This window comes from Rothia sp. HMSC065D02, assembly GCF_001815285.1.
Classification (GTDB): domain Bacteria; phylum Actinomycetota; class Actinomycetes; order Actinomycetales; family Micrococcaceae; genus Rothia; species Rothia dentocariosa.
This window is the reverse complement of the sequence record NZ_KV820089.1, coordinates 466743-493500: the sequence shown is the minus strand read 5'-3', so window position 1 is coordinate 493500 and position 26758 is coordinate 466743. Positions and strand designations below refer to the sequence as shown.

The following is a 26758-nucleotide window of genomic DNA, read 5'->3' as shown; positions in this document are numbered from 1 at the left end:
TAACCCGCGAAGAATATTCCCGATAGGCTATATTCCCTAGCGAAAGGCATAAAATGTCCCAGATTTTTAATCTCCCCGATGTGGGTGAGGGTCTTACCGAGGCTGAGATCCTCACCTGGAAAGTCAGCGTTGGCAGCGAGGTCAGCATCAACGATGTTCTCGTCGAAATCGAGACCGCCAAATCCGTTGTGGAACTGCCCTCGCCCTACACCGGCACCGTGGAGAAGATTCTGGTGAGCGAGGGCGAGACGATCGAAGTTGGGACACCCATTATCGCGATCTCCGGCAGTGCCGCATCCACCGCATACGAACCGCAGGATGCGCCCGCCGCATCCGCCGATGAGGGCGAGAGCGGTAACCAGGCACTCGTAGGTTCGGGACCCAAGGCCGATTCGGTGAAGCGCCGCGCCCGCAAGCGCCCCGCATCCGCAAGGGCCCAGAACGCCGCGCCGCAGACCCCGGCATCGCCCGCTCAGGAGATGCCGGTGGCGCATACCCCCTCGTCACCCGAGCCACGCAATCAGGGGCTTTTCAGCGAGCTTGCCGAACGCGCCTCCAAATTCGTAGAGAACAGCCCGTTCAATACGGTTGTGCAGCGTTTCCAGGGCGGGGCTGAGGTACCCGTCGTAACCGCACAGCCGACGCAGGAGCCGGTGCCGCATCGTCCGTCGCTGGCGGCGCCACCCGTGCGTTTGGCGGCAAAAGAGCTGGGCGTCGATCTGGCGAATGTGACCGCGACCGGCTCGCGCGGACAGGTGACGAAACAAGACCTGTTGAACTATGTGGCGCATCTTAACGACGTGCAGGAGTCCACGAGCCAGCGTTTCTGGCAGTCTCCGTCCGCACAGGGCGACCGCATGCAGCACATTCCGGTGCGCGGGGTGCGCAAGGCAACCGCGAAGGCTATGGTTTCTTCGGCGTTTAGCGCCCCGCACGTGTCAATTTTCGTGGACGTCGATGCCTCGCGCACCATGGAATTTATCAAGCGTTTGAAGAAGTCCCGCCACTTCGAGGGTGTGAAGGTAACTCCGCTGCTGGTGCTTGCCGCCGCCGTAATTTGGGCGGCTGAACGGAACCCCCAGGTGAACGCTACGTGGACGGACAGCGAGATTCAGATCAAGCGTTTCATGAACTTGGGCATTGCGGCGGCGACCCCGCGCGGGCTGATGGTGCCGAATATCAAGGACGCGCAGGAGCTCTCTCTGCGCGAGCTGGCGATCGCTTTGAATAACCTGACGACTCGTGCTCGTGAGGGGAAGACCCAGCCCGCCGAGATGGCAAACGGAACCCTGACGATTACGAATATCGGTTCGCTTGGTATCGATACAGGCACCCCGATTATCAACCCCGGCGAGGTGGCGATCGTTGCCTTCGGCACGATTAAGCAAAAGCCCTGGGTGGTTGATGGTGAGGTTATTCCGCGCTGGGTCACCACACTGGGCGGTTCTTTCGATCATCGCGTGGTAGACGGCGACCTCTCGGCGCGTTTCATGGCGGATGTTGCCGCAATTCTCGAAGAACCCGCCATGCTTCTGGATATGTAGCGCTTACAAGTACAGTAACGCTCAAGGGCGCCGAAGGAGACACGAATCCTTCGGCGCCCTGGTGTATTTTTTGGGTCTTGAAACCACACATATTCTGTTTCTGGAATATTCCCGAGTTGGCATATAGCCATATCGTGCACACAAAAATGGGGGCAGGGTTCTCATGTCGTCACGAAACCCTGCCCCAATCACTATATTCCCTATGGGTTATATGCCTGAAACGTTATAACTCCTGGTCCACATAGTTTTGTGCGTAGCGTTCCACACGACGGTGATAGATGCCGCCCATCAGGCCGCCCAGAACCGCAGCGATGAAGGTGATGCAGAGAACCAACGCAACCGAAAGAATAGCGCTTGCCGTACCGTGCTGCGTATACCACTGCACGGAAAGGTTTGCGGAGCCTCCCTGGAAAACCTGGGGCGTGAAATAGGTGAGCAGGCTTGCCGCAAACATGATCATGACCTGCCACAGCCACACCGAAATGCCCTGCTTTGCGCTGGAGAACCGCGCCATGCGGCCAGCCACATACCCGCCAATGCAGTACGCCACCAGGTACGCGGCACCGGTTCCGATACCCTGCCAGAGGGCGAGCGCATCGTTCCCCGAGAATAGCCCACGCACAATAGGAGCCATGGAATCGTAGGGGGACCCGTGATTAGCCTCGACCACGGTTGCCGTAACCCAGAGCAAAAACTGCAAAACGCCCATTGCGGCGAACCAGCCCATCAGCCCGGGAATAACCTGAAGTCGCCCGTAGCGTGCTTTCTGAAGCTCGAACGCAGTTGCCGCCGTGAGAATGGGGGCGTGCTCGTCGGTATCTTCACCGTCTTCTATAAGGTAATTTTGCGCGGGGGAAGGAGCAGACACGGCCACAATGGCATCGCTGTCGCCGACTTCCCTGGGCGTTGTGGGATGTTCGGGGAGCGGGGGAAGCGCCTCCGTACTGTAGGTAACCATGCTGCTGGGCACGGCGGGGCGCAACTGATCCACGGAGTCGCTGCTGGCAGACTCGTCGGAATCTTCTAACCAGCCGAAGGAAGAATCGCCATCGCGTGAACGTTCCTTGGCGGTACCCGCATCAGTCTTCACCTGCGCATTGGCGGATGAAGAGCTTTCCTCAAGATATTTCTGCTGGTCGGCGGCAGAGAGAGGACGGGTTTTCTCTTCGGATATATCATCGACCGGTACATCCTTGGGGGAGAGCACAACGGTCGGGTCGTCGCTCTCAAAAGCGGCGTCCCATGCGTCATGAGAGCTCTCCCGAAGCTCACTCTGGTTCGTTTTATCCTTCGCGTGCGCGGTATTTTCTTCAGCAGGGGTATTGCGATGGGGACCTGAGGTATTCTTTGGGGTAGATGTCATGGTCTCCTCCATATCGGTGGTTGGCATCTGAGAATTTTTATCTATATATGCTCATAAAAACCGTGGCGCTTGTGGCGCTCAGTTTAAGGGTCGGAAGTTGAGCGATATTAAAAGTTATCAGCTTCAAGGCGCGCATAAAATTCCTGCGCCTGCGTCATTTCCTGTTCACTGTATTGGTGCGGATGCGCCGGTCGCTGTTGCGGGTCAATTGTGCGGATAATGCGCGCCGGATTACCGGCGACGATCGTGTTCTCGGGAACGTCTTTCGTGACCACAGACCCCGCCCCGATCACCGCGTTTTCGCCGATTGTGACGCCTCCAAGAATAATGGCTCCGCCGCCTATCCACACGTTATTGCCTACCGTGATCGGCAGGGCGCCCTCCCAAAAATTGATGCGATCCTGAACATTAATCGGGTGGGTGGGGGTGAGGAACTGGCAGCCGGGGCCGACGAACACGTAGTCGCCGATGGTAATGGGGGCTACGTCTAGGAACGTGGTGTTGAAATTGAAGAAACAATACTTGCCGATATGGGTATTGACTCCAAAATCGAAGGCAACCGGCGGGCGCATCTGGGTATGCTCACCCAGGCTGCCCAAGTAGTCGCGGAGCACATGCATGCCGTGGGCGTGCTCGCCGCGCGCATAGTACTGCTCGAAAAACTTGACCGCTTGGTAGATGGAATCGCCGACCTGCTTATTCTCCTCGGTAGAGCGGTAGGCTTTGCCCGCCGTCATACGTTCAAAAGCCTCGCTGAGGTTCTGGCGGTTGGGCTTGCTCATGAGTGAGCCCCTCCCATCCAGAAGTACATGATGAGGATAATTGCTAAGCCGATGAGAATCACGATGCCGCCCAGAATGGCGAAGCGTTTCGAGATTTCTCGGAGCAGCTTTTTAAACTGCTCGTCGGTAATGTCATGCCTGTTGCTCATACACCTAGTATCTCAGAAAGGCCCCATCGGATGCAGGCTTGCTGCATAGTGCCCTCAACTAGGGCTTGAACGCAGGGAACTGGCTAGGCGCTAGAACTGAACATTGCTCTGGCTGCGGCGAGAAAACACACGCATGAGCACGATGATAAAGACAATGCAGAGCGTAAAGTCGATGAGGGTAACAGCCTGTCCGAGCCAGTAAGCAATTATATATACAGCGTTTGCCCCTTCGAGATAATGACCGATACCGTCCGGATGATACAGAAGCCCCAGGAAGATAAGCATGAAGAGGTCAAGCCCATGATGCAGCGCACCCACGATATTGGCTCCGAGGATAAACCCTAAATACCGTGACCGCAGATAAAATACTGTCGCGGTGATCTGCAGAGCCCAGTAGAGCACAGTAACGAGGATAGGTGAGGATGTATATATTGAGAGAACTCGGATAAAAGATGGCAAGAAAAGTCTGAGCTATGAGCGCAAGCGTTATACCTGCTAATCCCAAACGCATACCGTAGAGTTTCCGGAGAGGAAGAGCCGGGCGTGCGGTGCCCGCTGCCAAGATCTGCGAGCTCGAATTCTGCTGTGTGGGATTATTGCCGAAAGACTTCTCACTCATATTTTCCACCGTAACATTGCGATGCGTGCTGATGCACGGGGTGTACGTCGTTGTATATAGAGACGTCGCAAGTGGGAGCGAGTGTATAGTCGAAGAAACCTCGAATACTGCTCGCGGAATGGGGCGGAATGCTCGCCGAATGGGAGCACACAGCGCGTCGCGGGTTGAGCGAAACAGGTCTCAACAGGCACAATCGAAGCATGACTGACCCGCAATATCACGACTCGCATCCGCATGATGCCCAGGCCCCCGCGCAGGAATCTCAAAGACCTGCACCCGTTCAAACTACGCCTGATACCGCTTCCGGGCAGAACCCGCTGGCGCATCGCCCCTGGCTCAAAAATTATTCACCCGGCGTCGCCGTAGACGTTCACCTGCCCGAAACCTCGCTGAGCCACCTGATTGACGATGCCGTCCGCGAGGTTCCCCACAAGGTCGCCCTCGAATTCTTCGGCGCAACCACCACCTACGCCGAACTCGGCAGTCAGATCGACCGCGCCGCCGAAGGGCTGCGCCTGGCCGGGGTGCAGGCGGGGGATCGGGTCGCCCTGATTCTGCCCAACTGCCCGCAGCATATTATTGCCTTCTACGCGATTCTGCGCCTGGGCGCGATCGTCGTGGAACACAACCCCCTCTACACCGGGGCCGAACTGCGGCACATGTTTGAGGATCACGGCGCGAAGGCCGCCATCGTGTGGGATAAAATTTCCGGGCATATTACGGGCCTGCCCGCAGACATCAGACCGGCGCATATTTACGCCGTGAACCTTATTAAAGCGATGCCCGCCCTCACCCGTGCGGCGCTCAAACTGCCGATCAAAAAGGCACGCAAATCCCGCGAAAAACTTGAAGGAGCCGCCCCCGGAACCACAAGCTGGGCGCAGCTGCTCAAGACCCCGCCGATCGACCCCGACTTTAAACGGCCCACCGCTCACGACGTAGCGCTCTTGCAGTACACCTCCGGCACCACCGGACTGCCCAAAGGCGTGATGCTCACCCACCGCAACCTCGAATCGAACGGGCGCATGGGCGAAGCCTGGATTAAACCCAGCGACGACGAATGCATCTACTCGGTGCTGCCGCTCTTCCACGCCTACGGCATGACCCTGGGTGTAACGATTGCGGCACTGTGCCGCGCCCGGCTGGTGCTCTTCCCAACCGTCGATATGGGCCTGATTACTAAGGCAATGAAGAAGACCCGCCCCACGATTCTGCCCGCAGTACCGCCGGTCTACCGCCGCCTGATGGATGTCGCCAAAGAGCAGGGCATATCGCTGCAGGGCGTTCGCTATGCGGTTTCGGGAGCCATGAACCTGCCGCCCGAGCTGGTGGCTGAGTGGGAGGAGGCATCCGGCGGGTACATGGTTGAGGGGTACGGGCTGACCGAGTGCGCGCCGCTCGTCTCATGCAATCCGCTCAACGATACGCGCCGCGCCGGGTCAATCGGCATTCCCTTCCCCTCGACCGATATTCGCGTGGTAGACCCCGAAACTCTTCAGGATGTGCCGCTCGGCGACGAGGGCGAACTGTGGGTTCACGGCCCGCAGTGTTTCGCCGGGTACTGGAAACGTGAGGAAGACACGCAGAAAACCATCACGGCTGACGGCTGGCTGCGCACCGGCGATATTGTGCGTTTGGACGAAGACTACTTCATCCAGATCGTGGATCGTATTAAGGAAGTCATCATTACCGGCGGCTTCAACGTCTCACCCACCGAAGTGGAAACCGCCCTGAAACAGCACGATTCCGTGGCGGATGCGGCGGTCGTGGGCATCCCGCAGGCCAGCGGGGGAGAGACGGTGGTCGCCGCCGTGATTCCCGCCGAAGGGCACGCGGTTGATGAACATGCGCTGCGCGAGCACTGCTATGCGCGCGTGACCCGCTATAAGGTGCCGCGCAAGATTGTGGCGGTGGACGATCTGCCCCGGTCGATGCTCGGCAAGATTCTGCGCCGCAAGGTACGTGAACAGTTAATTGCCAGCGGGGAGCTTGATTAAAAACACACTCTGGCACAACTGCGAGTTCGAGCGTCAAGGCAGAAGGCTGTCTGTTATACCTCTTGTATGACTCTGAATCCTTAGTTACGGTGGGGACCGGAACCTCTTAATGAAATCGTAATTATTCTTCAGAGGAGTTGATACCAATGCATCAGATATCACCTGAAGGAATTGCCTTCTTGAAAGAGAAAGAAGGGTTCAGGAGTGACGCCTACTACGATGTGGCGGGCGTTCTCACGATCGGTTACGGGCATTCGATCTATGCGCCCAGTATTGAGGAGTACCCCATCCATGAGGGGCAGCATATCACTGAAGAAGAAGGGGAGAAGATCCTTCGCGCAGATTTGAAGCCTACCGAAGCTGCTGTGAATTCTGCTGTTACTCGTGAAATTACTCAGAAGCAATACGATGCGCTCGTGTCATTCACCTTCAACCTGGGCGCGGGTACCTTTAAGTCGAGTGATGTTCTCGAATTCACGAACCAGGGAAATTATCAGGCTGCCGCGGATGCTCTGCTGCAATACTCGCACGCTGGCGGAAAATTCATAGAGGGGCTTTATAAGCGCAGGTCTGAGGAACGGGCTATGTATCTTTCTTCACTTCCCCAAGCATAAGATTCAGTGCGGTACGATGTCGGGCGTTAGCTACCATGACGGGTTCTTCAGGAAAAGCTCTAAAGCTTCCGAATCGGTGAAGACCCTGACTGGCTACTCAGAATAAATAGTGCGTGATCTGGTCTAACGGATACGCTCTACAAGACTACGAGGTTCCAGAAACACTCACTATGAGCCCATAGATTCTAGCGAGGGAGGAACAGACTTCGGTTTGTTTCTCCCTCGCTTCGTAGTGCATAGCAGACGGACACACCGAAAATTTTGGGGCGTAACGCATCCCACACAAGAAGCTCTCAGTGTGTGCTCGCCTTCGCTGCAGACGGCGAACGGATCGTAGTGAATGGGGTGGATTATGCTACACGCTCAACACAGCGCGAGAGGTTTATGTGATAATCGTCGGGGAATTTTGATGAAAGTATTTACAAGGAAAACATAAAAACTAAACCTTCACTCTCTCAATTCTTTCAATAATTTACATCGACACTAATTTTGTTTCTCGGGTGGCAATAAATATATGTGAATAATTGACCTGTAAATAGAGAAAATAAACGATTGACAGACCTAATTTGAACTGTATACTTGAGACATCACTGTTACATATAGTTATGTCTTCCAACCACTTCAAGGACCAAAAATGAGCGTGACTACACCCCACCCCAAGCGCTGGGCCATCCTCGGGTTTATGTGCCTAGCGCTGGTTGTGACCGGGCTGGACTCGCTCATTGTCGCGGTCGCTATACCGTCTATGGAGACTGGTCTACAGGCAACGGGTGAACAATTGCAATGGGTTGTTGCAGCCTATTCACTTGCATTTGCCGCACCGCTACTTTTCTTTGGCGGCCTCGCCGACAGAATCGGACATAAACTAAGTTTTCTAGCCGGTATGTTTATTTTGCTGCTTGGTTCAATACTGGCGGCTTTCTCTATTAATGCAGAAGTACTTATTTTTTCACGAGTAATTATGGGTCTCGGATCAGCATTTATTATGCCTTCGACCCTAGCACTTATTCGTGATATTTTTCCAGACCATGAACGTGCTAAAGCTCTCGGAATTTGGGTAGGAATGTCCTCGTTGGGTATTCCGCTCGGTCCCATCGTGGGCGGACTGCTGCTTAAAAGTTTTTCGTGGGGATCAATTTTCCTGATCAACGTGCCTATTATTGCCGTGGCATTCCTGGCATGCCTGATGCTCGCCCCGGAATCCTCAAAAAAGCACTCTTCCCGCCTGGACTTCTTCGGGCTGATCCTCTCGATTTTCGGTCCCGCCCTGCTGGTGTACGGTATTATCGCCGCCCCGGAAGCAGGCTGGACCTCAAGCTTGACGCTGACCCTGCTGATTGCGGGTGTGGTGCTGAGCCTGATCTTCATCGTGTGGGAGCGCCGCAGCGCATCGCCCATGCTCAGCCATGAGGTTTTCCGTAACCGTCGGTTCGGTGGGCCGCTGCTGACGATCTCTTCGGTATTTTTCGGGGTCTTCGGCGGGCTGTTCATCATGACTCAGCATTTGCAGTTCGTCCTAGGGCTTGACCCTTTTACGTCCGGTCTGCATATGCTCGCCATGTGTTCGGCGGTTCTTGTGGCACCGATCTCGCCCAAACTCGTCGAAAAGTTCGGGCTGGGTCCCGTCTCCGCCACCGGCCCTCTCATGGTCGCCCTCGGCATGGTGCTTCTGGCTATCAGTCCCTCGCCCAAGAGCGGGCAGGTTGTGGTAGCGCTCTTCACGTTCGGTCTGGGTGTGGGTTTTGGCGCCCCGGCCTCCGTGAACTCGATCATTGAATCGACCCCCAAGAAACAAACCGGCGCGGGCTCGGCGGTTGCCGATGTTGCTATGCAGCTCGGCGGCGCCCTGGGTATCGCGCTGATGGGAAGTATCGGAATCGCCACCGCAACGGCACAATCGCCCCGAGGCGTAGCCGCTGCGTGCTGGGTAGGTGCGGCAGTAGGTCTTTTGGGTGCTGTTGCCGTCTTCACCGTGCTTCCCAAAACTGGCGAACCCGCCGTCGAACGAGCGGTCGCGCCAGAACCCGCAGCTAAGTTGCCCTAGACCAGCTGCACATATTTTTCAACCAACCACAGACAACCATCAGAACCTAACTCAAACTTCCGAAACGTTCCGATGGTATCTCCTACCCACACGGTAGGGATGAAAAAGGAATGAACGCTATGAACACCGACGAAATCACCGGATTCCAGAACAGACGCCAGATAACGCACGATGCGGTGCGCTGCCTGAGCAATAGAACCCTTCCGACACTCAGAGCCTCGCTGACCCAACCTCACGGGCAGCGGTGCACCCCCAGGTATACGCCGGGATAGACAAACGCTACGCTTTCGGTCTTTCGCAGCCCATATCCACCGTGAATCCGCAGGAATATCAAGGGATCATCGCACCTTCACGGTACAGTGACTGTACTTATATTTTCTTGACACTGAGAATCTATATCGAATAATTTACATATCCAGCGGTAGGGCATAACAACACCGATAACGCACACCCAAGGAGCTTACTCACCCGCACGTAGTAAGCCCCACGGGATCCCGTAACCACGTGCAACATACACCAACCACAGCCAAAGGAGGAGGGCATATGACCCTCATATACGAGTCGGTACCAGAGCTCGACGAAACTATCACGATAGACCCGGATATAGAAGATCTGCACTATGACCGTACCGTCGATCGTCATAAGGTACACCGTGCAGCGGTTTCCGAAGTTTTCCTCACGGACATTCGCCGGCAGAGCGCGCAGCATGTGCTCGTGGCGGCGCAGCTGCCCTCATCGCACAGCTTCTTTCACGACAGCATCTACAACGATGCCGAAGGAACCCCCGATGCGCTCCTGCTGCTCGAAATTGCGCGGCAGGCGACTATTGCCAGCGCCCACGAAGTCGGTGTAGACGCCGGAAACACCCTGATCTCCAACGAGTTTGGGCTCACGATTTATCCGCATGAAATCGCTGCGCTAAACCCCGAAGATACCAACCTGCTGATTCGCAACTACTTCGACTGGACCTCCATTCGGCGTGGCGCCCCGCGTTCCGGTCGGTGCTACCAGCAGCTCATCATGGGCAACCGGGTGATCGCCGAGCACTTTAGCGGCGGGCGCATCCTCACCAAAAACCAATTGCAGGCGCTGCGCAGCGAATACCGCGGCACCCCGCCGCCCACGACCGCGAACCTGCACGAGCTGACCTTCACAGACGTGCAGGATCCCATCGCCCCCGAGCGTGTGGGCAGGCGCAACCCCCTCAACGTGGTGATCTCGCAGCTGAACACCACCGGAACCCCGACGGCGCAGGTGACCCCGAACGTGTCGAATAAGGCACTTTTCGACCACGCCTACGACCACATCACCATGCAAATTTTGACCGAGGCGGCACGGCAGCTCTACCTGGCAACCCGCCCGGATAGCGAGCGCGCCCCCGAAATTTCCTCAATACGCGGGAATTTCCTGGCATTCGCAGAACTCGATTCACCCGTGCAGATCCGTGCAACCGCGCCCGGGGAATTCGTGGTTGAACAAGATAACCGGCAGATCGCGGATTTCGCGCTCAAAAGCTAGATGACAAGGACCTTTATGTCGCCCGACTACAACACCACGAAATATGTGTGGACGGACTTCGGCGGAGTACTCACCCCGCCGGTCAGCCACACGATGCGCGTCTTCTGCCAGAAATACGGGCTCACCGAGTCCCAGCTGCGCGCGGGATTTGAGGCGGTCGCCCGCAACCACAACCTCACCGACCCGCTAGAACTCGTCGATACGCCCCTGATGAGCGAAAAAGAATGGCTGAACGAGATTTCCGAACAGGTCGGCGGGGCATTCCAGCTCGACACCCTCGCCGACGACTGGTTCCGCGACCGCGAGCCCAACGCATCCTGGGTGGCGTACCTGCACGAGATCAAGGCGCACGGCGTGAAGGTAGGGCTGATCTCAAATATGGTGCCCACCTGGGATAGCCACTGGCGCGCCATGCTCAACGAACCCGACCTTTTCGACGATATCGTGCTCTCCTTCGAGGTTGGATACCGCAAACCGCAGCGCGGTATCTACGACTACGCCGCAGAACTTGCCGGGGTGAACCCGGCGCAGTGCATCCTCATTGACGACCTTGCGCGTAACTGCGAAGGCGCCCGTGCAGCCGGGTGGGATGCCATCGAATTCACCACAACCGAAGAGTGCGTGAAACAGCTGCACCCCCTGCTCTCACCGGCAGAGGAAACAGTTTAAACCCCGTGACCGGCAGGTCACCCAACGAAAGGAAAACCCATGGGCAAGTGGGGAAATATTATCGAAGACATGATGGCGCAGATGCCCGAAGACCTGCGCACCGTTGCCCTCGGCGTGGCTGAGATTTTCACGAACATGGATATCGAAACCGCCCGCAAATACATTCATCCCGACTTCGTCGATCATGAGGCGAGCGAAGGCGTTGGCGGCGGCCCCGAAGGGTACCTGGCAACCGCGAAATACATGAACCAGGCGTTCTCCGATGCCTCGTGGAAGCCCCAGAAGATCGTGGCAAGCGCGGACGGTCAGCACTACACCATGGTGATCAAGTTCAGCGGCGTTCATACCGGCGAGTTCATGGGTATTCCCGCCACCGGTAAGCCCTTCGAGATTCACCACCTGCACCTATTCCGTGTTGAAGATGGCAAGGCAATCGAGCACTGGGGCGGGCGCGATGAGCTCGGCCTGCTGCGCCAGATCGGTGTTCTCAACTCCGAGTACCCCACCCCCGCAGACGCCGGGCAGGCCGCCTTCGCCTAAAACACGGGCGAAACACGCATTCACGCATCCCACGTAACGCTATTGAGCACCGCGCGGCGAACTACCACGGCATATGATACGCCGTAAACCCGCCGCAGCATAAGAACCAAACCTAAGGAGTCAGATGACACACCAGAAGCGCCCAGGATGCGCCCTCGTCACCGGAGCGTCGGGAGATATTGGCGCACAAATCGCGCTCAGACTGGCGCAGGACGGATGGAATATAGCCGTCGGCTACGCCACCGGAATCGAGCGCGCCGAAGAGGTTGCCGGGCGCATCCGCGAGTGTGGCGTGTCAGCGATGCCCATCAAAATTGACGTCACCAGCACCACCTCAGTTGATGACGCCTTTGATGCACTCGAAGACTCGTTAGGGCAGGTCACCGTGCTAGTTAATAACGCCGGAATTCGTTCCGACGGGCTGGTTGCGGGGCTCAGCGACGACGAATGGGATGCGGCGATTTCGACAAACTTAAGCTCGGTTTTTCGTACCTCTCGGCGGGCGTTGGGACCGATGATTCGCGCACGTTTTGGGCGAATCATCAATATTTCCTCGATTCTCGCCGGGAGGACAATCGCCGGAACCGGCAGCTATTCCGCTGCGAAAAGCGGAATTTTAGGAATAACCCGCGCGATTGCTATCGAGGTGGCGCGACGCGGGGTGACCGTGAACGCGGTATGCCCCGGACTCGTTGAAACCTCCATGACCGAAGAGGTTGAAACCTTCACCCAGTCGGTGCAGCGCGCCGTGCCGATGGCTCGACCCGCGCAGGCACGCGATATTGCCGAGTGCGTGGCGTTCCTCGCCAGCGACCGCGCCGACTACATTACCGGGCAGAGCATTGCGGTAGATGGTGGGCTGAGCGCTCAGGCGTTTTCGCTGAACTAGGTTCGCGCTCGCCCCGAGCAAGCCCGCCGTTCGCCGTATGAGTTCACGGGTACCCGCCGTGAACACAAGATAACCAACCACAGAAAACACCAGATAATCCATGAGGAGAGAACCATGACTGAGACCCCCGTCAACACCGCATCCCTGGAAGAGTTCGTGACCCAGCAGGTGATCGACATGGGCGTGCCCGCCAGCACCGTCAAACTCGACGCCAAAATCGATTCGATGGGGCTCGATTCCCTAGACGTTGTTGAGCTCACCCAGGCGGTCAAGAAGCAGCTGATGATTCCCGTCAAGCCCAAGGATTTTGAAAACGCCGCCACCCTGCAGGATGCCGTAGATATTATTCGTGAAAAGGCACAGGAGAAGTGAGTACGAGAGTAGTCATCACGGGAATCGGTGCCGTCACCCCGCTGGGTGTTGGCGCCGAGGCGCTGCATGAGCGTGCCGTGGCGGGCCTGAGCGGGCTGAACGACGAAAACGAGAACGGGCTGGGCGGCAAGGTTGGGCGATGCCTCGACTTTGACGTGAAGAACCCGCTCAGTCGCCGCGAGATGCGCCGCATGGACCGATACACCCAGCTTGCCGTGGCGGCGGCCGATGAGGCTATCGCGCAGGCGGGCTGGGGCGGCGGACTGCCGTGCGATGCGCGGCGCATCACCTGCTATATCGGCACCGCTATCGGCGGGCTGGACACCCTCGAAACGCAGCATTTAGTGATGCACACCGAGGGCGCCGAGGAAGTCTCGCCGCTGACCGTGCCCATGATGATGGCGAACGCCGCGCCCGCGCATATTTCGATGCGCCACGGGCTGCACGGCGAAACAACCGCAATCGTCACGGCGTGCTCCTCGGGGGCGCAGGCGATCATCGCCGGTGTGCGCAGTATTCTGCTGGGCGAGGCGGATGCGGCCGTCGTAGGCGGCGCAGAGGCGGGAACCACCCGGTTCACCCGCGCTATCTTCAACGCCGCCGGGGCGATCTCGCCCGACGGGAACTCGACCCCCTTCGATGAAGAGCGCAACGGCTTCAACCTGGGGGAGGGAGCCGGTATTCTCGTGCTCGAATCAGCCGAGAACGCCCGCGCCCGGGGCGCCGAGGTACTGGGCGAAATCGCAGGGTACGGGCTCTCCTCAGACGCCCACCACATTACGGCGCCGAACCCGGACGGCAAGTATGCGGCCTATGCGCTCAACCGCGCGCTTGAAACCGCGGGGGCAACCCCCGAGCAGGTGTCGTATGTGAACGCTCACGGCACCGGAACCGAGCTGAACGATACGACCGAAGTGAACGTGCTGCGGCAGGCGCTCGGGGATGCTCTTGAGAACATCCCGGTTTCCTCCACGAAATCGGCGATCGGGCACCTCTTCGGGGCTGCGGGCGCCGTCGAAACCATCGCCACGCTTCAGGCGCTTCGGCACGGGCAGGCACCGCCCACCCTGGGGCTGAAAAACCTGGATAAGCGACTGGGGCGGGTGCGCATCAGCGGCGAACCGCAGGATTTAGCACCCGGCACGTTCAGCGCGGCCGACGGCACACCCAAAAGGCTGGGACTCTCAAACTCCCTGGGCTTCGGCGGGCACAACGTGACCCTGGCGATACGCGCATGAGTACTCGGCAGCCTCCCGAGGATGCGCCACTGGCGGCGGGACGTGCATCCGCAGACCCGCGATATGCGGCGTATCTCGGATGCGCCTACCATCCTGCCCCCAGCACAGCACCCGATGCGGACCTCACGCACGCGGAAAAACCCTCCGCTGAAGACCCGGCGAATGGCGGGGAATACCGCGTGTTCCTGCGGTACGATACGCGCATCGCCCCCGATGTGAGCGGGCCACTCAAGCTGAGCGTGACCGATGTGGAATACCTGCAAGACCTGCACCGCCAGGGGATCGAGGCGCTCGGGCGCGAAGCGCTCGGCGTGAAATCCGCCGACCATTTCGTGCTTTGCGGCGCAGGGCTCACCTTCACCCCGCATGTTCTGGGCGGCGACGTTCGCGGCCCCGACACAACCGGCGCAGACGAGCCGATCGAGCTGAGCCTGCACGTTCCCGTGAGCACCATCCGCCGCAGGCGCGGGCAGCCGTGCTATGCGATCAGCGGGGCGATCACCCTCTGGGTGGGCGATACCTGCCTGGCTAAAAGCGACGGCGCGGCGCTCTTCCTCACCGCCGATACCTTCGAGGAACTGCGCGGTGAACTCGGGAACACCGCAGAAATCCAGGATGCGGCTTCCGCCGGTGGCGCATCCGCCGGACTCCCGAAGGCTGTGCGTGTGTGGGGAACGCCGTACGGGCACGTGCAGGCTGCCCCCGCGCGCCTGTGCGGGGTGAGCGACGCATCCCAGGTTTTGATCGGAGACGTGCACCATAACGATACGGCTCACGGTACCGAAACCGCCCAGGAACAGGTGGAAGAGCCGCGGGAGAAAACCTCGGAACTGTCCCCTCAGAACCCGCAGGGAACCCCCGCACTAGCCCAATGCCGCATCGTGCCCACAGCCCCGCCACGGCATTTCGACCGCCCGCTGGACCACTATCCGGGGCTCATGATGGCAAGCGCAGCCCGGCAGTTCGCGGTAGCGGCGCTCGCGCATCGTACCGGGGCAGACCCCGCAGACTTGCGCGTGGCAGAAGAATCCCACGAATTTTTCGAGTTCGTGGAGCTCACCGAGATTCCAACCCTCAACCTGCTGCGGTGCGAGAAACACCGCGATACCTATCAGACAGAGATCACCGTGAATCAGGGCGGTGCCGTTAAGGCACGCAGCCGATTCACCTTTATCTAGAAATTCAAGAAAGGCACCATGAGTGTGACAATTTCGGGCGTTGGCGCCGCCGTGCCCAATGACCCCATTCCAAACAGCGAATTCGCCGCGCTCGGCGTGGACGACGAATGGATTGCCAGTCGCACCGGAGTGCGCCAGCGCCACCACCTGCGCCAGGAGCAGACTCTCGCCGAGCTGGCGCTTGAAGCGAGCGAGAAGGCGCTTGCGGATGCCGGTATAAGCGCCGAAGAAATCGACTTTGTGCTTGCCGCAACCACAACCGCCGACCAGGTTTCGCCGGGGCTCGCGCCCGTCGTTGCCGCAGGTTTAGGCGCCCCGCAGGTGGGCGCGGTTGATTTGAACGCCGCATGTTCCGGGTTCCTGTACGCCCTCGACTACGCCGCCTCAAAAATCGAGCAGGGCAGTATCGACCGGGCGCTCGTCATCGGTGCCGATGCAATGTCACGCCTGACCAACCCCGAGGATGCGGGCACGGCGGTACTCTTCGCCGACGGTGCCGGTGCCGCTATCGTACAGGCGGCCCCCGAGGTGAGCGAGGACGAATACCCCTATATGTGTTCGTTCGGTTCCGATGGCAGCCAGGCGCAGGCACTGTATATATCTGACTCCACGCAGCAGGTGGTGATGGACGGCGCCGAGGTCTATATGGCGGCGGTGGATGCGATGTCCGAGGAAATCACCTATGTACTCGACTCGTGCGGTATTGATCCGGAGAGGATCGACCAGCTGGTCTGCCACCAGGCCAACGGCAGGATTATGGCGGCGGTCGCACGGCGGCTGCGCTGGGATTCCTCCAAAGTGCTCTCATATATCGACCGGTACGGGAACACCTCTGCCGCCTCCATCCCGATTACCCTAGCCGTCGGGCAACAGGAGGGGCACGTGAAACCGGGAGACTTGCTGGCGCTGACCGCCTTCGGGGCGGGATTCACCTGGGGCGCGGGCGTAATCGGATTCAAAACCACCGCCTGAGCGCTGGCGGCCAGGGCGCATCCCGGTTGCGCGCAGCTAGAATCCGCCACCGCATTTCACTCTTATGCAACCCACACCCCTCATAAAAAGAGCCTTTTATGAGGGGACCGACAGATAGGCGTTAACATGCCCAACAGAACACTACAATCCCCGCCGCAGCAGGTGCAGAACGGTGTGAGCGATGACCTGCTCATCACCGCCCACGCCGCCATAATCGCGGGCAGGCACTTTAATCAGCAGGCGAGCAACCTCGCCAAACAGGGATATATGGGGGCGTACCCCTCATCCCTGGGGCAGGAGGCATGCCAGGTTGCCGCCGCCCTCGCCTTAGAACCCGCCGACTGGCTTTTCCCTACCTACCGCGATTCGGTCGCCGTCATGAGCCGGGGTATCGATCTCGCCGAAGTTCTCTCGCCCTTCCACGGGTCTTCGCACTGCGGGTATGCCCCCACGAAAACGCATACCGCCCCGGAGGCAACCCCGCTCGCCACGCATACCGCCCACGCGGTCGGTCTGGCAATGGCAGCAAAATTCGCCGGTGACTCCACGGTAGCCCTCGCGATGTGCGGCGACGGTTCCACAAGCGAAGGCGACTTTCATGAGGCGCTTAACCTCGCCGCCGTCTTCGAGGCACCCGTCGTCTTCCTCGTGCAGAATAACGGGTACGCTATCTCAACCCCCGTATCCCGGCAGATGCGCGCGGCAAGTATCGCCGCGAAGGGTGAAGGGTACGGCATGCCCGCATACCGGGTTGACGGCAACGATTTTGAGCAGGTGTACCCCCGGCTGCACGAAGCCGTCGAGCGCGCCCGCGCCGGTGGCGGCCCCACCCTGATTGAGGCGATGACCTACCGCATGGGGCCGCATACGACCTCCGACAACCCCGATCGGTACCGCAGCCGTGAAGAAGTTGAGCAGTGGCGCGGGCGTGACCCGCTCACCCGCATTCAGCATCAGATGTACCAGCGCCTGCCGAACGCGAAGACCCATATCGAAAACGCGATCTTAGCCGCAGAAAAGATCGCCTCCGAGGCTCGCACCAGCATGATGCAGCTGCAGATGCCCGACCCACAGGATCTTTTCGCCCACGTGTATGTGAACCCGCCGGCAACCCTGAGCGCCGTCGCCGAGGAGTACGCACAACAGCACGCCGCGCAGAATGGAGAAAACGCATGAGCCAGCAGGCAGCAGATACTCAGGTACGCGACGCGAAGACCGCATCTGACACCGCACCTCAGGCGCCGAAATCGACCCAATCCCGCTCGGATGCGGTGCAGCGAACCTCAATGGTGGGCGCCCTCAACCTGGCCTTGGGCCACGAAATGCAGCATAACGACCGCGTGGTGATGTTCGGCGTGGACGTAGGCACCCTCGGCGGTGTTTTCCGTGTGACCGACGGGCTGACCGAACGGTTCGGTGAGGAACGCTGCTTCGACACCCCTATTTCTGAGGCGGGAATTATGGGGGCTGCGATCGGCATGGCAATGTACGGGTTCCGCCCCGTGATCGAAATGCAGTTTGACGCTTTCGGCTACCCCGCCTTTGAACAGATGGTGAGCAATCTGGCGAAAATGCGCAACCGCACGCGCGGCGACCTCTCCATGCCCGTGGTGGTGCGCATGCCCTACGGCGGCGGGGTGGGTGCCGTGGAGCATCACAGCGACAGTTCGGAGGGGTACGCCGCGCATACTCCCGGGCTGCACGTGTACACCCCCTCCAACCCTTCGGATGCCTACCATATGCTGCGCCAGGCGATTCGCAGCGACGACCCGGTGATTTTCTACGAACCCAAGCGTCTGTACTGGGAAGAGGGTGACCTTGATACCTCGGCGAACCCTCTGCCGATTGGGCAGGCACGAATTTGCCGCCCCGGCGAGGACGTAACCCTTATCAGCTACGGGCCGACGGTACCGATGGCGCTTGCCGCCGCCGAAACCGCCGCCGAATACGGGTACAGCGTTGAGGTGATCGATCTGCGCACCCTCACCCCGTTCGACGAACACACCGTATGCGAAAGCGTGATGCGCACCGGCCGCGCCGTCATGGTACACGAGGCCCCGCAGACCGGCGGATTCGGCGCCGAGGTGGTGGCGCGCATTACCTCACGCTGTTTCGATTACTTAGAACGCCCCGTAGAGCGTGTGACCGGCCTGGACGTGCCCTATCCGCCACCCGGGCTGGAACACCTGTATTTGCCAAACGAAGAGAAGATTCTGGGCGCTATCGCAACCCTCTACGCCGAGAACGACTAGGAGAAACACGCCATGACTGATACACCGCACGCTTCATCCGCCCCGAGCCCCGAGCCCTTACCGCCCGAGGGTTCCGACGCTTCCGGCTACCCCTTCACCTTTTATCTGCCGGATTTGGGGGAGGGGCTTCGCTCGGGCGAGATTATCGAGTGGCTCATCAGCGAAGGGCAGCAGGTTGAGCTGGATCAGGTGCTCGTAGTGGTCGAAACCGCCAAATCCACGGTCGAAATCCCCTCGCCGGTCGCGGGCGTCGTGGTGCGTCTGCTCGAACCGGTCGGTCAGGTTGTCGACGTGGATGCGCCCCTCATCGAGCTGCGCACCCCCACCCCGCAGACCCAGGCGCCCATGGCTGGTGCAGAAGCCCCCGCGAAGGATTCAGCCGATAAGCTCCCCGCCAAATCCGGCGCGGGAGAGAGCAAACACCTGGTGGGCAGGGGCAAAATGCCCATCAAACCCGGCGGCACCGGTACCGCGCTGCCGCCAAAATCCGCCAAAACTCAAGGCGGTAAGGCCCGTTCGGGTGCCAAAGTTTCGCCCGCCGTGCGCAGGCTCGCCCGCTCCCTCGGAGTCGATCTGAAAACCGTCACCGGAACCGGCGCAGGCGGCGCTATCACCCCCGAAGACGTACAAACCGCCGCCGATCACGCCGCCGGAGGCGCATCATGACTGCGGAACGCACCGCCGACCTGAGCGCGCGCATCGGCGAACCCCTGGGCGAGACCCCCTGGATGCGCATCAGCCAGCAGAACATCAACCGCTTCGGCGATCTCACCGGCGACACCCAGTGGATTCACACAGACCCGTACCGCGCGGCGCACACCCCCTTCGGCGGCACCATCGTGCACGGGGCGTATCTGCTGAGCCTCGCCATCACCTTCGCCGGGCAGCTGCTCCCCGCAGAGGGTACCTCTATGCTTGTGAACGCCGGGGTGAGTGCCGCCAGGTTCCGCAGCGCCGTGCCGGTGGACTCGCAGGTATGCGGCAGCGCATCAATCGTGAGCGCCGAAGATTTTGGGGATGCCACCCTCGCCGAAATTCGTGTTGCCGTTCATGTTAAAGGCCAGAGCAAACCCGCCACAACAGCCACAGTTCGGATGGTACTTCATGACTAACAACACCGCAGATAACCCCGCCGTACTCCTCGAACGCCGCGGCAGCATCGCGTATGTGACCCTGAATCAGCCCGAAAACCGCAACACCCTCAGCCGCCACCTGGCGACCGAGCTGCGCGAGGTGCTCAACCGGCTGCACGAGGACGATACGCTCAAAGCCGCCGTGCTCACCGGAGCTGGGCAGGACTTTAGCTTAGGCGGCAGCTATGACGACTTCGCCGAAGGTATGTCGCGCGAAAAAGAAGAATCCTTAGCGTACAGCCGTGAACTCGCGCGCCTGCTCGAAGACATTATTCTGGGTATCGTTGCCGCGCCCATCCCCTTTATCGCCGCCATTAACGGGCAGGCGGCGGGGGCGGGCATGTCCTTAGCGCTCGCATGCGATCTGCGTGTTGCCGAACCGCGCACCAAACTCAATATTGCCTACGGCATGATCGGGGCCTCCACGGACGGCGGGATGAGCTGGTTCTTACCGCGCTACGCCGGGTTCAGTGCCGCCACCGAGCTGTTATACACCCAGCCTGTTCTGCGTGCCGCGCGTGCGCAGGAGCTTTCGCTGGTGCATCGGGTGTCTGAGCCGGGTGGGCTGAATGCATGCGCCGAACAGCTTGCGGAGCAGGTTGCCGGTTCGGCCTCTCATACGGTGCGCGCCGCCAAGTCTATGCTGGCCGCGCGCTATGTTGTGGAACTTGAAGAACATATGCACGCCGAGCACGAATTCTTCGCCCGTGGTGTGCTTACCGAGGATTTCCGTAATGCGGTGCACGCCATGCAGCGGGACGAAATTCCGTCCTTTGACTAGGCGCAATACCTCAGCGGGCGCGGCGGTGATGCTATGGTGAACCGCGTGAATGCAGCGTTTGACGATATGAAGGGCGCCGAGAGCTCGGACGGCACCGAAAATTCGCGGGAGTTTGAGCATATTAGCACCGCCGAGAACTCGGGCGAATCGCTGATGCGAAGCCTGCTCCCGCCGGACATATGCGTGGCAGAGACCACCGGCGATTTCGGGCACCTTCGTGATGCTGAACGGGAGTATTTCGCCAGTGCCGTCCCCAAGCGCGTGCGCGAGGCGACTACGGCGCGTTCCTGCGCCCGGCTAGCGCTCAAGCGGTTGTACCTGCGGGAGCCTGAGCTCACCGAACCGCCGACTGAGCCCGTGTTCGTGCCGCGCGCCGATGGTTCGCCCGCCTGGCCTGCCGGGGTTGTGGGGAGCATGACCCACTGCGCCGGGTATCGTGCGGCGGCGGTTGCCTCGGCACACCGCTATGCGGGCGTCGGGATCGATGTTGAACCCGCGGTGCCGCTCTCTGCCGCCGTGCACGAGCTTATTGTGCGCGACGAAGAAAAGCGGTTTGCCTTTGGGGTCTACTCGAAGGTGCTGTTTTCTGCAAAAGAGGCGGCGCTCAAAACCTGGTACCCCCTGGGTTTTCGCGGTTTTGACGTGAGTGATATTTCCGTAGCCTGCGACGTCGAATCTGGGGCGGGGCGCAGGGGAGAGGATGCGCGCGGCACCTTCACGGCGCGCATCCCGACTATGCCGGATGCTCCGGTTCTGCCCGGCGGTTGGGCTATTGGGGGCGGGTTTGTGGCGACTGCCGCTTCCTTGTCGGTATCAAACCTACCCGCGAGCCGGTAGGGTACGGCCGAACAGGTCGGAAAATCCTACCTGCTCGGGGTAAAAACTACCTGCTCGCGGAGCCGGAAGGGCGCGGAACCCGAGCCTGAGAACCCGCCCGAGTCCTGACTCACACCCTGCATGCTCCGAAATGTTAAGAAATATGACGAGGTTGACGGAGTGTGTCACAGTGGGGTCAAATAACTACCATCCACACCCGGGGGCATGCTCTAATGGGTAAACACCCCCGGAAACTCGGGAACCACCCGCACAGGAGTTAGACCGTGCACGTGGTGGCGCATCGTAAACCCAAACAACAGAAAGTTTCATAGCCGTGAAAAAATTTGTTGCTGCACTGGCAGTTGTACCTCTCGTCTTCAGCCTCGCCGCCTGCGGTTCCTCCTCGAACAACGGTAACGGTAACAAGAAGGTCACCATCGGCGTGGTCGGCACCGAGAAAGCTAACGACGTGCTCAAGGAAGAAGCCGCCAAGCAGGGTATCGACATCGAATACCAGGAATTTACCGACTACAACCAGCCCAACCCCTCCGTGGAATCGGGCGATACCGACCTGAACCGCTTCCAGCACATCGCATACCTGGCGAGCTACAACGTGAACTCGGGTAAAGACCTGCAGATCGTCGGTTCAACCAATATTTACCCCATGGCTCTCTTCTCACAGAAGCACAAGAAGGTAGACGAAATTCCCCAGGACGGTACCATTGCCGTCCCGAACGACCCCGTGAACGAGGCACGCGCCATTCTGCTGCTGAAGGCTCAGAACCTGGTAACCCTCAAGTCTGACGTACACAGCCCCACCCACGACGATATTGACACCGAGAAGTCCAAGGTCAAGGTTACCCCCGTGGACGCATCGCAGACCGTGGTCTCCCTGGACTCCGTGGACGCTTCCGTCATCAATAACACCTTCTTGGCGGATGCGGGCCTGAACCCCTCGGACGCCCTCGCGCAGGACGACCCCAACACCCCCGACGCCCGCCGCTACGTGAACCTGTTCGTGGCGCAGAAGGATAAGGTAGACGACGAAACCTACAAGAAGGTCGTCGAAATCTTCCACACCCAGCCCGTGCAGGACGCCGTGAAGGAAGACTCCAAGAACACTGCGGTTGAGGTGAACCTCTCCCAGGACGAACTGAAGCAGGCGCTGCAGAAAGAAGAATCGGCGCTTCGCAAGTAAAACACACACGTGCATGAGTGCACACGGTAAATGCGGTAACCCGGAATTTCCCTGAAAACCAGGCGAAAACCGGCTTACCGCCTTTGCCGTCCCTGGGGTGAATACATGCGGATGCGCGCCGCCGAGCACAAGCGCATCCGGCGTATTTTGCCCCAGCCCTAAAACACACGAGAGCAAAGAGAGCGTACAGTGAGCGAACAGGCAGCCCCGTGGGCGAAGAACCCAGAGCCCGGCGCCACCACACCGAAGGGTACTAACACCCTCATCAGCCCCGGCGCAGCGGACACCGGCGCCGAGCCCATGGTCACGATCGATAACGTCTCCAAAATTTTCGGCAAGGGCAAAAAAGAAGTTGCCGCCGTCAAAAACGTTTCCCTCACCGTTAAGAAGGGCGAGATCTTCGCGATTATCGGCTACTCGGGTGCGGGCAAATCCACCCTGGTGCGCCTGATCAACGGGCTGGAGAGCACCACCAGCGGTACCCTGACCGTGGACGGCTTCGAGATTTCCGGTAAAAGTGACCTTGAGCTGCAAAAAGTCCGTACCAATATCGGCATGATCTTCCAGCAGTTCAACCTCATGAACTCGCGTACCGTAGCCCAAAACGTGGAGTTCCCGCTCAAAGTCGCCGGGTGGAGCAAAGGAGAACGCACCAAACGCGTGCAGGAGATGCTCGAATTCGTGGGCTTGGCAGACCGCGCGAAATACTATCCAAGCCAGCTTTCCGGCGGGCAGAAACAGCGTGTGGGTATTGCCCGTGCGCTCGCTACGAAACCTTCCCTGCTGTTGGCAGATGAGGCAACCAGCGCCCTTGACCCGGAAACCACGCATGAGGTGCTTGAGCTGCTCAAAGAGGTCAATCGTGAGCTTGGGATTACGGTCATCGTGATTACCCACGAAATGGATGTTGTTTCCTCGATCGCCGATCGTGTGGCGGTCATGGAAGAAGGCCGCGTGGTCGAAACCGGAAGCGTGTACGAGGTTTTCTCGAATCCGCAGACCGAGGTTGCGCAACGATTCGTGGCGACCACCGTCAAGCAGAGCCCCACCGGCGATGCGGCTGCCGCGCTGCGCAAGAACCACAAGGGCTACCTGGTGAATGTCGAGATCGTGGAAGGCAACCAGGAACTCGGCAAAATCCTGGCGTACCTGGGCTCGCGGAACGTGCGCTTCAATATTGTGCATGGTGGCATTGAGACCTTGCAGGGGAAAGCCTACGGAACCCTCACCCTCGAACTTCTTGGCGATGTGACGAGTATTGATGCCGCGGTTGCCGAGCTGAAGACCGTAACCCGCGTACAGGAGGTGCGCTAATGTCTGCACTTGTGACTACTCTGCCGTTAGCGGCATCAACCCGGTCGGTGAATTGGGATACCTTCATTCCCGATAAGTTGGTTCCCGCCATCTTCGATACCCTGTATATGGTCTCTGTAACGATGGTGATTGCCGGTCTTCTCGGTCTGATTATGGGTGCCTTGCTGTACACCACGCGCACCGGAAATATCTTCCAGAACCGGTTTGCTTACACGGTGCTGAACGTTCTGGTGAATATCGTGCGGCCTATCCCGTTCATTATTCTGATTGCGGCTTTAGGTCCGCTCACCAGCGCGGTAGTACAGACCCGTCTAGGCATAAACGCGGCGATCTTCGCAATGACCTTCGGCGCATCCTTCGCTATTGCGCGCATTGTGGAGCAGAACATGGTCTCGATCGACCCTGGCGTGATTGAGGCTGCCCGCGCGATGGGTGCCTCCAAGCTGCGGATTCTGTTCACCGTGATGATCCCCGAATCGCTCGGACCGCTGATCCTGGGCTACACCTTCATCGTGATCGGCGTGGTCGATATGTCAGCCATGGCCGGGTATGTGGGCGGCGGCGGCCTGGGTAAGGTCGCTATCGTTGACGGCTACCAGAGGTTCCAGGACCAGATCACCTGGGCTGTGGTTGCGGTCATTATCGTGCTGGTGCAGCTCGTGCAGCTCATCGGCAATATGCTGGCGAAGAAGGCTCTGCGCCGCTAAGTCTCGCCGGATTAGGCACACTCAAGGGGTTTCCCGTGAAGCAATCGCTCTTCGTGGGAAACCCCTTGAGTTATGTTTGGGCTTATGAATGTATAGTGCAGCCCGAGCCTGGTTCCTTCCTATTTGTGTTTCTCGCGTGTGCCGGGTGAGCGGGTTTTTCTCGAAAATGCCACAGAGGTAACGGGGAACTGTCGGCCCGTGGAATGTTGTTGGCGCAGCCCGCATCATCCCATGCGAGTTGCGAGTTTTGCGTCGTGAGCGTCAGCGAACGCGCAATGTTTGAGCTGGAGCATGGTGGTGATGCGGGCGTCCAATCACGCGAGCATCCGGTCGCTCACTGGCTGAGGCGGGAAACCAGCCGCCTGTGCCCATCACAACATCCGTAACCGCATCCGCTACGACGAGGAATCGTCTTTATGACGCGGGTTGAGCATCCCCGGGCGGTACCGCGGAATCTGCGGTGCATCGCCGGTTGTACCCTTCTGCTGGGCGTAGTCGGTGGGGCGCAGCACCCGTTCGTCGTCGTCCTGCTGTGTGTATTCGCCGAGCGCCATCATGCCGTATATGAGCGCCGCGAAAATCAGCAGGGTCGTGCCGATCTCGCCCCACATGACGATGTGATTGCGCCTAAGCGTATCGTCCACATGCGCGTAAATAATCGGCACCACCGAGAAACACCCCAGAATGGATGCGGTTCCCGCCGCCGCAAGCACGTGCGGCAGTATCCACCAGCGGCTTCGTTCGCCGCGTTTGAGCGCGCTCTCCCCGGGCAGGCGCAGCCAGGCGAAGAGACGACGGCGCACCGCGACCCAGCCGAAGATGCCTGCCCCGAAGGCGAGAGCACCGGGGAGTGAAAGGTACAGGGCACCTGAGAGCATGCCCGAGAGCGTGAGGGTTACCCCGACCGCCACGGCAATCAGGCTGAGGGCGTTCACCAGGCGGCGGCGCGCCCGCACCTTCAGGTGGTCGATGAGTTCGGGGGGAACCGCATCCGGGTCAGGTTTTTCTTCCCAGAACGGGCGGTAGTATTCGAGCTCTTCGGCGCTCATGTTCTCAAAGCGCAAACCGTAGCGCCCCTGCCCACTCTGATACTGCCCGCGCGAGGTTTGTTCATGCTGATTCGGGCGAGCCTGTTCAGCCCGGTTTCGCTCCGAGTTCTGCCCCGGCGAGTTCTCGGGCCGGTCGCCAAAATTCTGCTCGTTGCGGGCATCTTTACCCGAGTTCTGAGGTGTCATTTTAGCTCTCCATCATCAGGGTTGTGGATGCTTTCACCGCCGAATCCTCCAGCCGTGCCACCCAGTCGCGCGCCGTGCGCCAAAGCTGCGGGTCGGTAAACGTGTCGAAGTGCCCAAACCCGCGCGGTGCCGTCGCAAAGTCACCGTGGGGCACGTAAATAAGAACCTTAGTTCCGGCGTCTCGTGCCGCCTGCGCGCCCGCCGGTGAGTCTTCGATCGTGAGCGCATCCGGCCCGGCGAAGCCTAGGCGACGTGCCGCCTCCCGGTAGATATCGGGTGCGGGTTTGCCGTGGGGAACGTCGTCGCAGCTGACCCAGGTGCGCACGAGCGGGGCGTACCCGTAGGTGTGCATTTTGGTGTCGAGAATGCCTGCCGTGGAGTTGGATGCGACGGCCACGGGCATATGCTCGCCCAGGTAGCTGAGGAATTCTTGGGCACCGGGTACGAGGTCCACACCGGCGTTGATAATATCTGCTTCGATGCGCGCAAGTTCAGTGAGCGTATTGTGCTGATGCTGGGCGTATTCCTGGGTGCTGTTAGGGTCGCCGGTATATGAGAGACGCGCGAGCGTTTCGGCAACCTGATGCGCAGAAAGCCCGGTTAACTGCTCTTCGAGGTCGTCGCTGAAGGGGATGTTCCAGCGGTTGAAGAGTTCGCGCTGCACGCGGTTCCAAGCGGTCTCGGAATCGAGAAGAACCCCGTCGCAGTCGAAGATTGCGCAGCGGGGGAACCAGGATGCGGGCACGGTGTGTTCAAACATGTCTCCATCTTCTCACACCCGCCCTCCTATTACTCCTATTCCGCGAGCAGGTAGGATTTTGCCGACAAGGTAGG

28 protein-coding genes are annotated in these 26758 nt (G+C 59.5%); 22 read left to right on the top strand and 6 right to left on the bottom strand.

What is annotated here, in order from left to right:
- Nucleotides 1-53: 53 nt before the first annotated feature.
- A complete protein-coding gene (locus HMPREF3016_RS06280; RefSeq protein WP_070741039.1) occupies nucleotides 54-1544 on the top strand; it encodes a dihydrolipoamide acetyltransferase family protein in 1491 nt (496 codons plus the stop codon).
- A 223-nt stretch (nucleotides 1545-1767) separates the two neighbouring features.
- Here HMPREF3016_RS06280 and HMPREF3016_RS06275 read toward each other — a convergent pair whose 3' ends face one another.
- From HMPREF3016_RS06275 to HMPREF3016_RS11320, 4 genes are all read right to left on the bottom strand, one after another.
- On the bottom strand, nucleotides 1768-2934 hold the full coding sequence (locus tag HMPREF3016_RS06275) for a voltage-gated chloride channel family protein (RefSeq protein ID WP_070741037.1): 1167 nt from the start codon (nucleotides 2932-2934) through the stop codon (nucleotides 1768-1770).
- Between the two features lie 80 nt (nucleotides 2935-3014).
- Nucleotides 3015-3689: a sugar O-acetyltransferase gene (locus tag HMPREF3016_RS06270; RefSeq protein ID WP_070741034.1), complete on the bottom strand. Its 675-nt coding sequence runs from the start codon at nucleotides 3687-3689 to the stop codon at nucleotides 3015-3017.
- Entirely contained in the window at nucleotides 3686-3838 is a 153-nt protein-coding gene (locus HMPREF3016_RS11065) for a hypothetical protein (protein ID WP_168165982.1), read from the bottom strand. Before HMPREF3016_RS11065 ends, HMPREF3016_RS06270 begins: the two co-directional genes overlap by 4 nt.
- 90 nt (nucleotides 3839-3928) lie before the next feature.
- Complete coding sequence (locus HMPREF3016_RS11320; protein ID WP_246828496.1) at nucleotides 3929-4240, bottom strand: hypothetical protein; 312 nt, start codon at nucleotides 4238-4240, stop codon at nucleotides 3929-3931.
- 417 nt (nucleotides 4241-4657) lie between these two features.
- On the opposite strand from HMPREF3016_RS11320, the gene HMPREF3016_RS06260 reads away from it, so the two are divergent.
- From HMPREF3016_RS06260 to HMPREF3016_RS11420, 21 genes are all read left to right on the top strand, one after another.
- On the top strand, nucleotides 4658-6454 hold the full coding sequence (locus HMPREF3016_RS06260) for a long-chain-fatty-acid--CoA ligase (RefSeq protein WP_083315897.1): 1797 nt from the start codon (nucleotides 4658-4660) through the stop codon (nucleotides 6452-6454).
- Nucleotides 6455-6600: 146 nt separating this feature from the next.
- Complete coding sequence (locus HMPREF3016_RS06255; protein WP_070741031.1) at nucleotides 6601-7068, top strand: lysozyme; 468 nt, start codon at nucleotides 6601-6603, stop codon at nucleotides 7066-7068.
- A gap of 634 nt (nucleotides 7069-7702) precedes the next feature.
- Entirely contained in the window at nucleotides 7703-9112 is a 1410-nt protein-coding gene (locus tag HMPREF3016_RS06250; protein WP_070741028.1) for an MFS transporter, read from the top strand.
- 543 nt (nucleotides 9113-9655) lie between these two features.
- Nucleotides 9656-10630: an AfsA-related hotdog domain-containing protein gene (locus HMPREF3016_RS06245; protein ID WP_070741025.1), complete on the top strand. Its 975-nt coding sequence runs from the start codon at nucleotides 9656-9658 to the stop codon at nucleotides 10628-10630.
- Nucleotides 10631-10645: 15 nt separating this feature from the next.
- Nucleotides 10646-11299: an HAD family hydrolase gene (locus tag HMPREF3016_RS06240; RefSeq protein ID WP_246828495.1), complete on the top strand. Its 654-nt coding sequence runs from the start codon at nucleotides 10646-10648 to the stop codon at nucleotides 11297-11299.
- Nucleotides 11300-11338: 39 nt separating this feature from the next.
- Complete coding sequence (locus HMPREF3016_RS06235; RefSeq protein WP_048751785.1) at nucleotides 11339-11839, top strand: ester cyclase; 501 nt, start codon at nucleotides 11339-11341, stop codon at nucleotides 11837-11839.
- Nucleotides 11840-11963: 124 nt separating this feature from the next.
- On the top strand, nucleotides 11964-12728 hold the full coding sequence (locus tag HMPREF3016_RS06230; protein ID WP_070535335.1) for an SDR family oxidoreductase: 765 nt from the start codon (nucleotides 11964-11966) through the stop codon (nucleotides 12726-12728).
- A 114-nt stretch (nucleotides 12729-12842) separates the two neighbouring features.
- Entirely contained in the window at nucleotides 12843-13100 is a 258-nt protein-coding gene (locus HMPREF3016_RS06225; RefSeq protein WP_004005620.1) for an acyl carrier protein, read from the top strand.
- Nucleotides 13097-14338, top strand: coding sequence for a beta-ketoacyl-[acyl-carrier-protein] synthase family protein (locus HMPREF3016_RS06220; RefSeq protein ID WP_070741019.1), 1242 nt, complete (start codon nucleotides 13097-13099; stop codon nucleotides 14336-14338). Before HMPREF3016_RS06225 ends, HMPREF3016_RS06220 begins: the two co-directional genes overlap by 4 nt.
- The gene (locus HMPREF3016_RS06215; RefSeq protein ID WP_048754941.1) at nucleotides 14335-15516 is read left to right on the top strand and encodes an AfsA-related hotdog domain-containing protein; all 1182 of its coding nucleotides are present in this window, start codon (nucleotides 14335-14337) and stop codon (nucleotides 15514-15516) included. Before HMPREF3016_RS06220 ends, HMPREF3016_RS06215 begins: the two co-directional genes overlap by 4 nt.
- An 18-nt stretch (nucleotides 15517-15534) precedes the next feature.
- Nucleotides 15535-16488, top strand: coding sequence for a 3-oxoacyl-ACP synthase III family protein (locus tag HMPREF3016_RS06210; protein ID WP_004005617.1), 954 nt, complete (start codon nucleotides 15535-15537; stop codon nucleotides 16486-16488).
- Nucleotides 16489-16614: 126 nt separating this feature from the next.
- A complete protein-coding gene (locus HMPREF3016_RS06205) occupies nucleotides 16615-17664 on the top strand; it encodes a thiamine pyrophosphate-dependent enzyme (RefSeq protein WP_070741017.1) in 1050 nt (349 codons plus the stop codon).
- Complete coding sequence (locus HMPREF3016_RS06200) at nucleotides 17661-18740, top strand: alpha-ketoacid dehydrogenase subunit beta (RefSeq protein ID WP_210391450.1); 1080 nt, start codon at nucleotides 17661-17663, stop codon at nucleotides 18738-18740. The genes HMPREF3016_RS06205 and HMPREF3016_RS06200 overlap by 4 nt, the downstream gene beginning before the upstream one ends.
- A gap of 12 nt (nucleotides 18741-18752) precedes the next feature.
- Nucleotides 18753-19406 carry a biotin/lipoyl-containing protein gene (locus HMPREF3016_RS06195; RefSeq protein WP_070741013.1) on the top strand — a complete coding sequence of 218 codons (654 nt, stop codon included), beginning with the start codon at nucleotides 18753-18755 and terminating at the stop codon, nucleotides 19404-19406.
- On the top strand, nucleotides 19403-19852 hold the full coding sequence (locus HMPREF3016_RS06190) for a MaoC/PaaZ C-terminal domain-containing protein (RefSeq protein ID WP_070521891.1): 450 nt from the start codon (nucleotides 19403-19405) through the stop codon (nucleotides 19850-19852). The genes HMPREF3016_RS06195 and HMPREF3016_RS06190 overlap by 4 nt, the downstream gene beginning before the upstream one ends.
- Nucleotides 19845-20654 (top strand): enoyl-CoA hydratase/isomerase family protein, encoded by an 810-nt coding sequence (locus HMPREF3016_RS06185; RefSeq protein ID WP_070741011.1) that lies wholly within the window; start codon nucleotides 19845-19847, stop codon nucleotides 20652-20654. The genes HMPREF3016_RS06190 and HMPREF3016_RS06185 overlap by 8 nt, the downstream gene beginning before the upstream one ends.
- Nucleotides 20655-20699: 45 nt before the next feature.
- Complete coding sequence (locus HMPREF3016_RS06180) at nucleotides 20700-21491, top strand: 4'-phosphopantetheinyl transferase family protein (protein WP_141757707.1); 792 nt, start codon at nucleotides 20700-20702, stop codon at nucleotides 21489-21491.
- Nucleotides 21492-21804: 313 nt separating this feature from the next.
- Nucleotides 21805-22668 (top strand): MetQ/NlpA family ABC transporter substrate-binding protein, encoded by an 864-nt coding sequence (locus HMPREF3016_RS06175; RefSeq protein WP_070741009.1) that lies wholly within the window; start codon nucleotides 21805-21807, stop codon nucleotides 22666-22668.
- A gap of 189 nt (nucleotides 22669-22857) precedes the next feature.
- On the top strand, nucleotides 22858-23982 hold the full coding sequence (locus HMPREF3016_RS06170; protein WP_070741007.1) for a methionine ABC transporter ATP-binding protein: 1125 nt from the start codon (nucleotides 22858-22860) through the stop codon (nucleotides 23980-23982).
- Nucleotides 23982-24689, top strand: coding sequence for a methionine ABC transporter permease (locus HMPREF3016_RS06165; protein WP_013397874.1), 708 nt, complete (start codon nucleotides 23982-23984; stop codon nucleotides 24687-24689). Before HMPREF3016_RS06170 ends, HMPREF3016_RS06165 begins: the two co-directional genes overlap by 1 nt.
- Before the next feature lie 254 nt (nucleotides 24690-24943).
- The gene (locus HMPREF3016_RS11420; RefSeq protein WP_256370663.1) at nucleotides 24944-25075 is read left to right on the top strand and encodes a hypothetical protein; all 132 of its coding nucleotides are present in this window, start codon (nucleotides 24944-24946) and stop codon (nucleotides 25073-25075) included.
- 9 nt (nucleotides 25076-25084) lie between these two features.
- Here HMPREF3016_RS11420 and HMPREF3016_RS06160 read toward each other — a convergent pair whose 3' ends face one another.
- Complete coding sequence (locus HMPREF3016_RS06160; RefSeq protein ID WP_048754934.1) at nucleotides 25085-25924, bottom strand: DUF1109 domain-containing protein; 840 nt, start codon at nucleotides 25922-25924, stop codon at nucleotides 25085-25087.
- Between the two features lies 1 nt (nucleotide 25925).
- Complete coding sequence (locus HMPREF3016_RS06155) at nucleotides 25926-26684, bottom strand: HAD family hydrolase (RefSeq protein ID WP_048751768.1); 759 nt, start codon at nucleotides 26682-26684, stop codon at nucleotides 25926-25928.
- Nucleotides 26685-26758 lie beyond the last annotated feature (74 nt).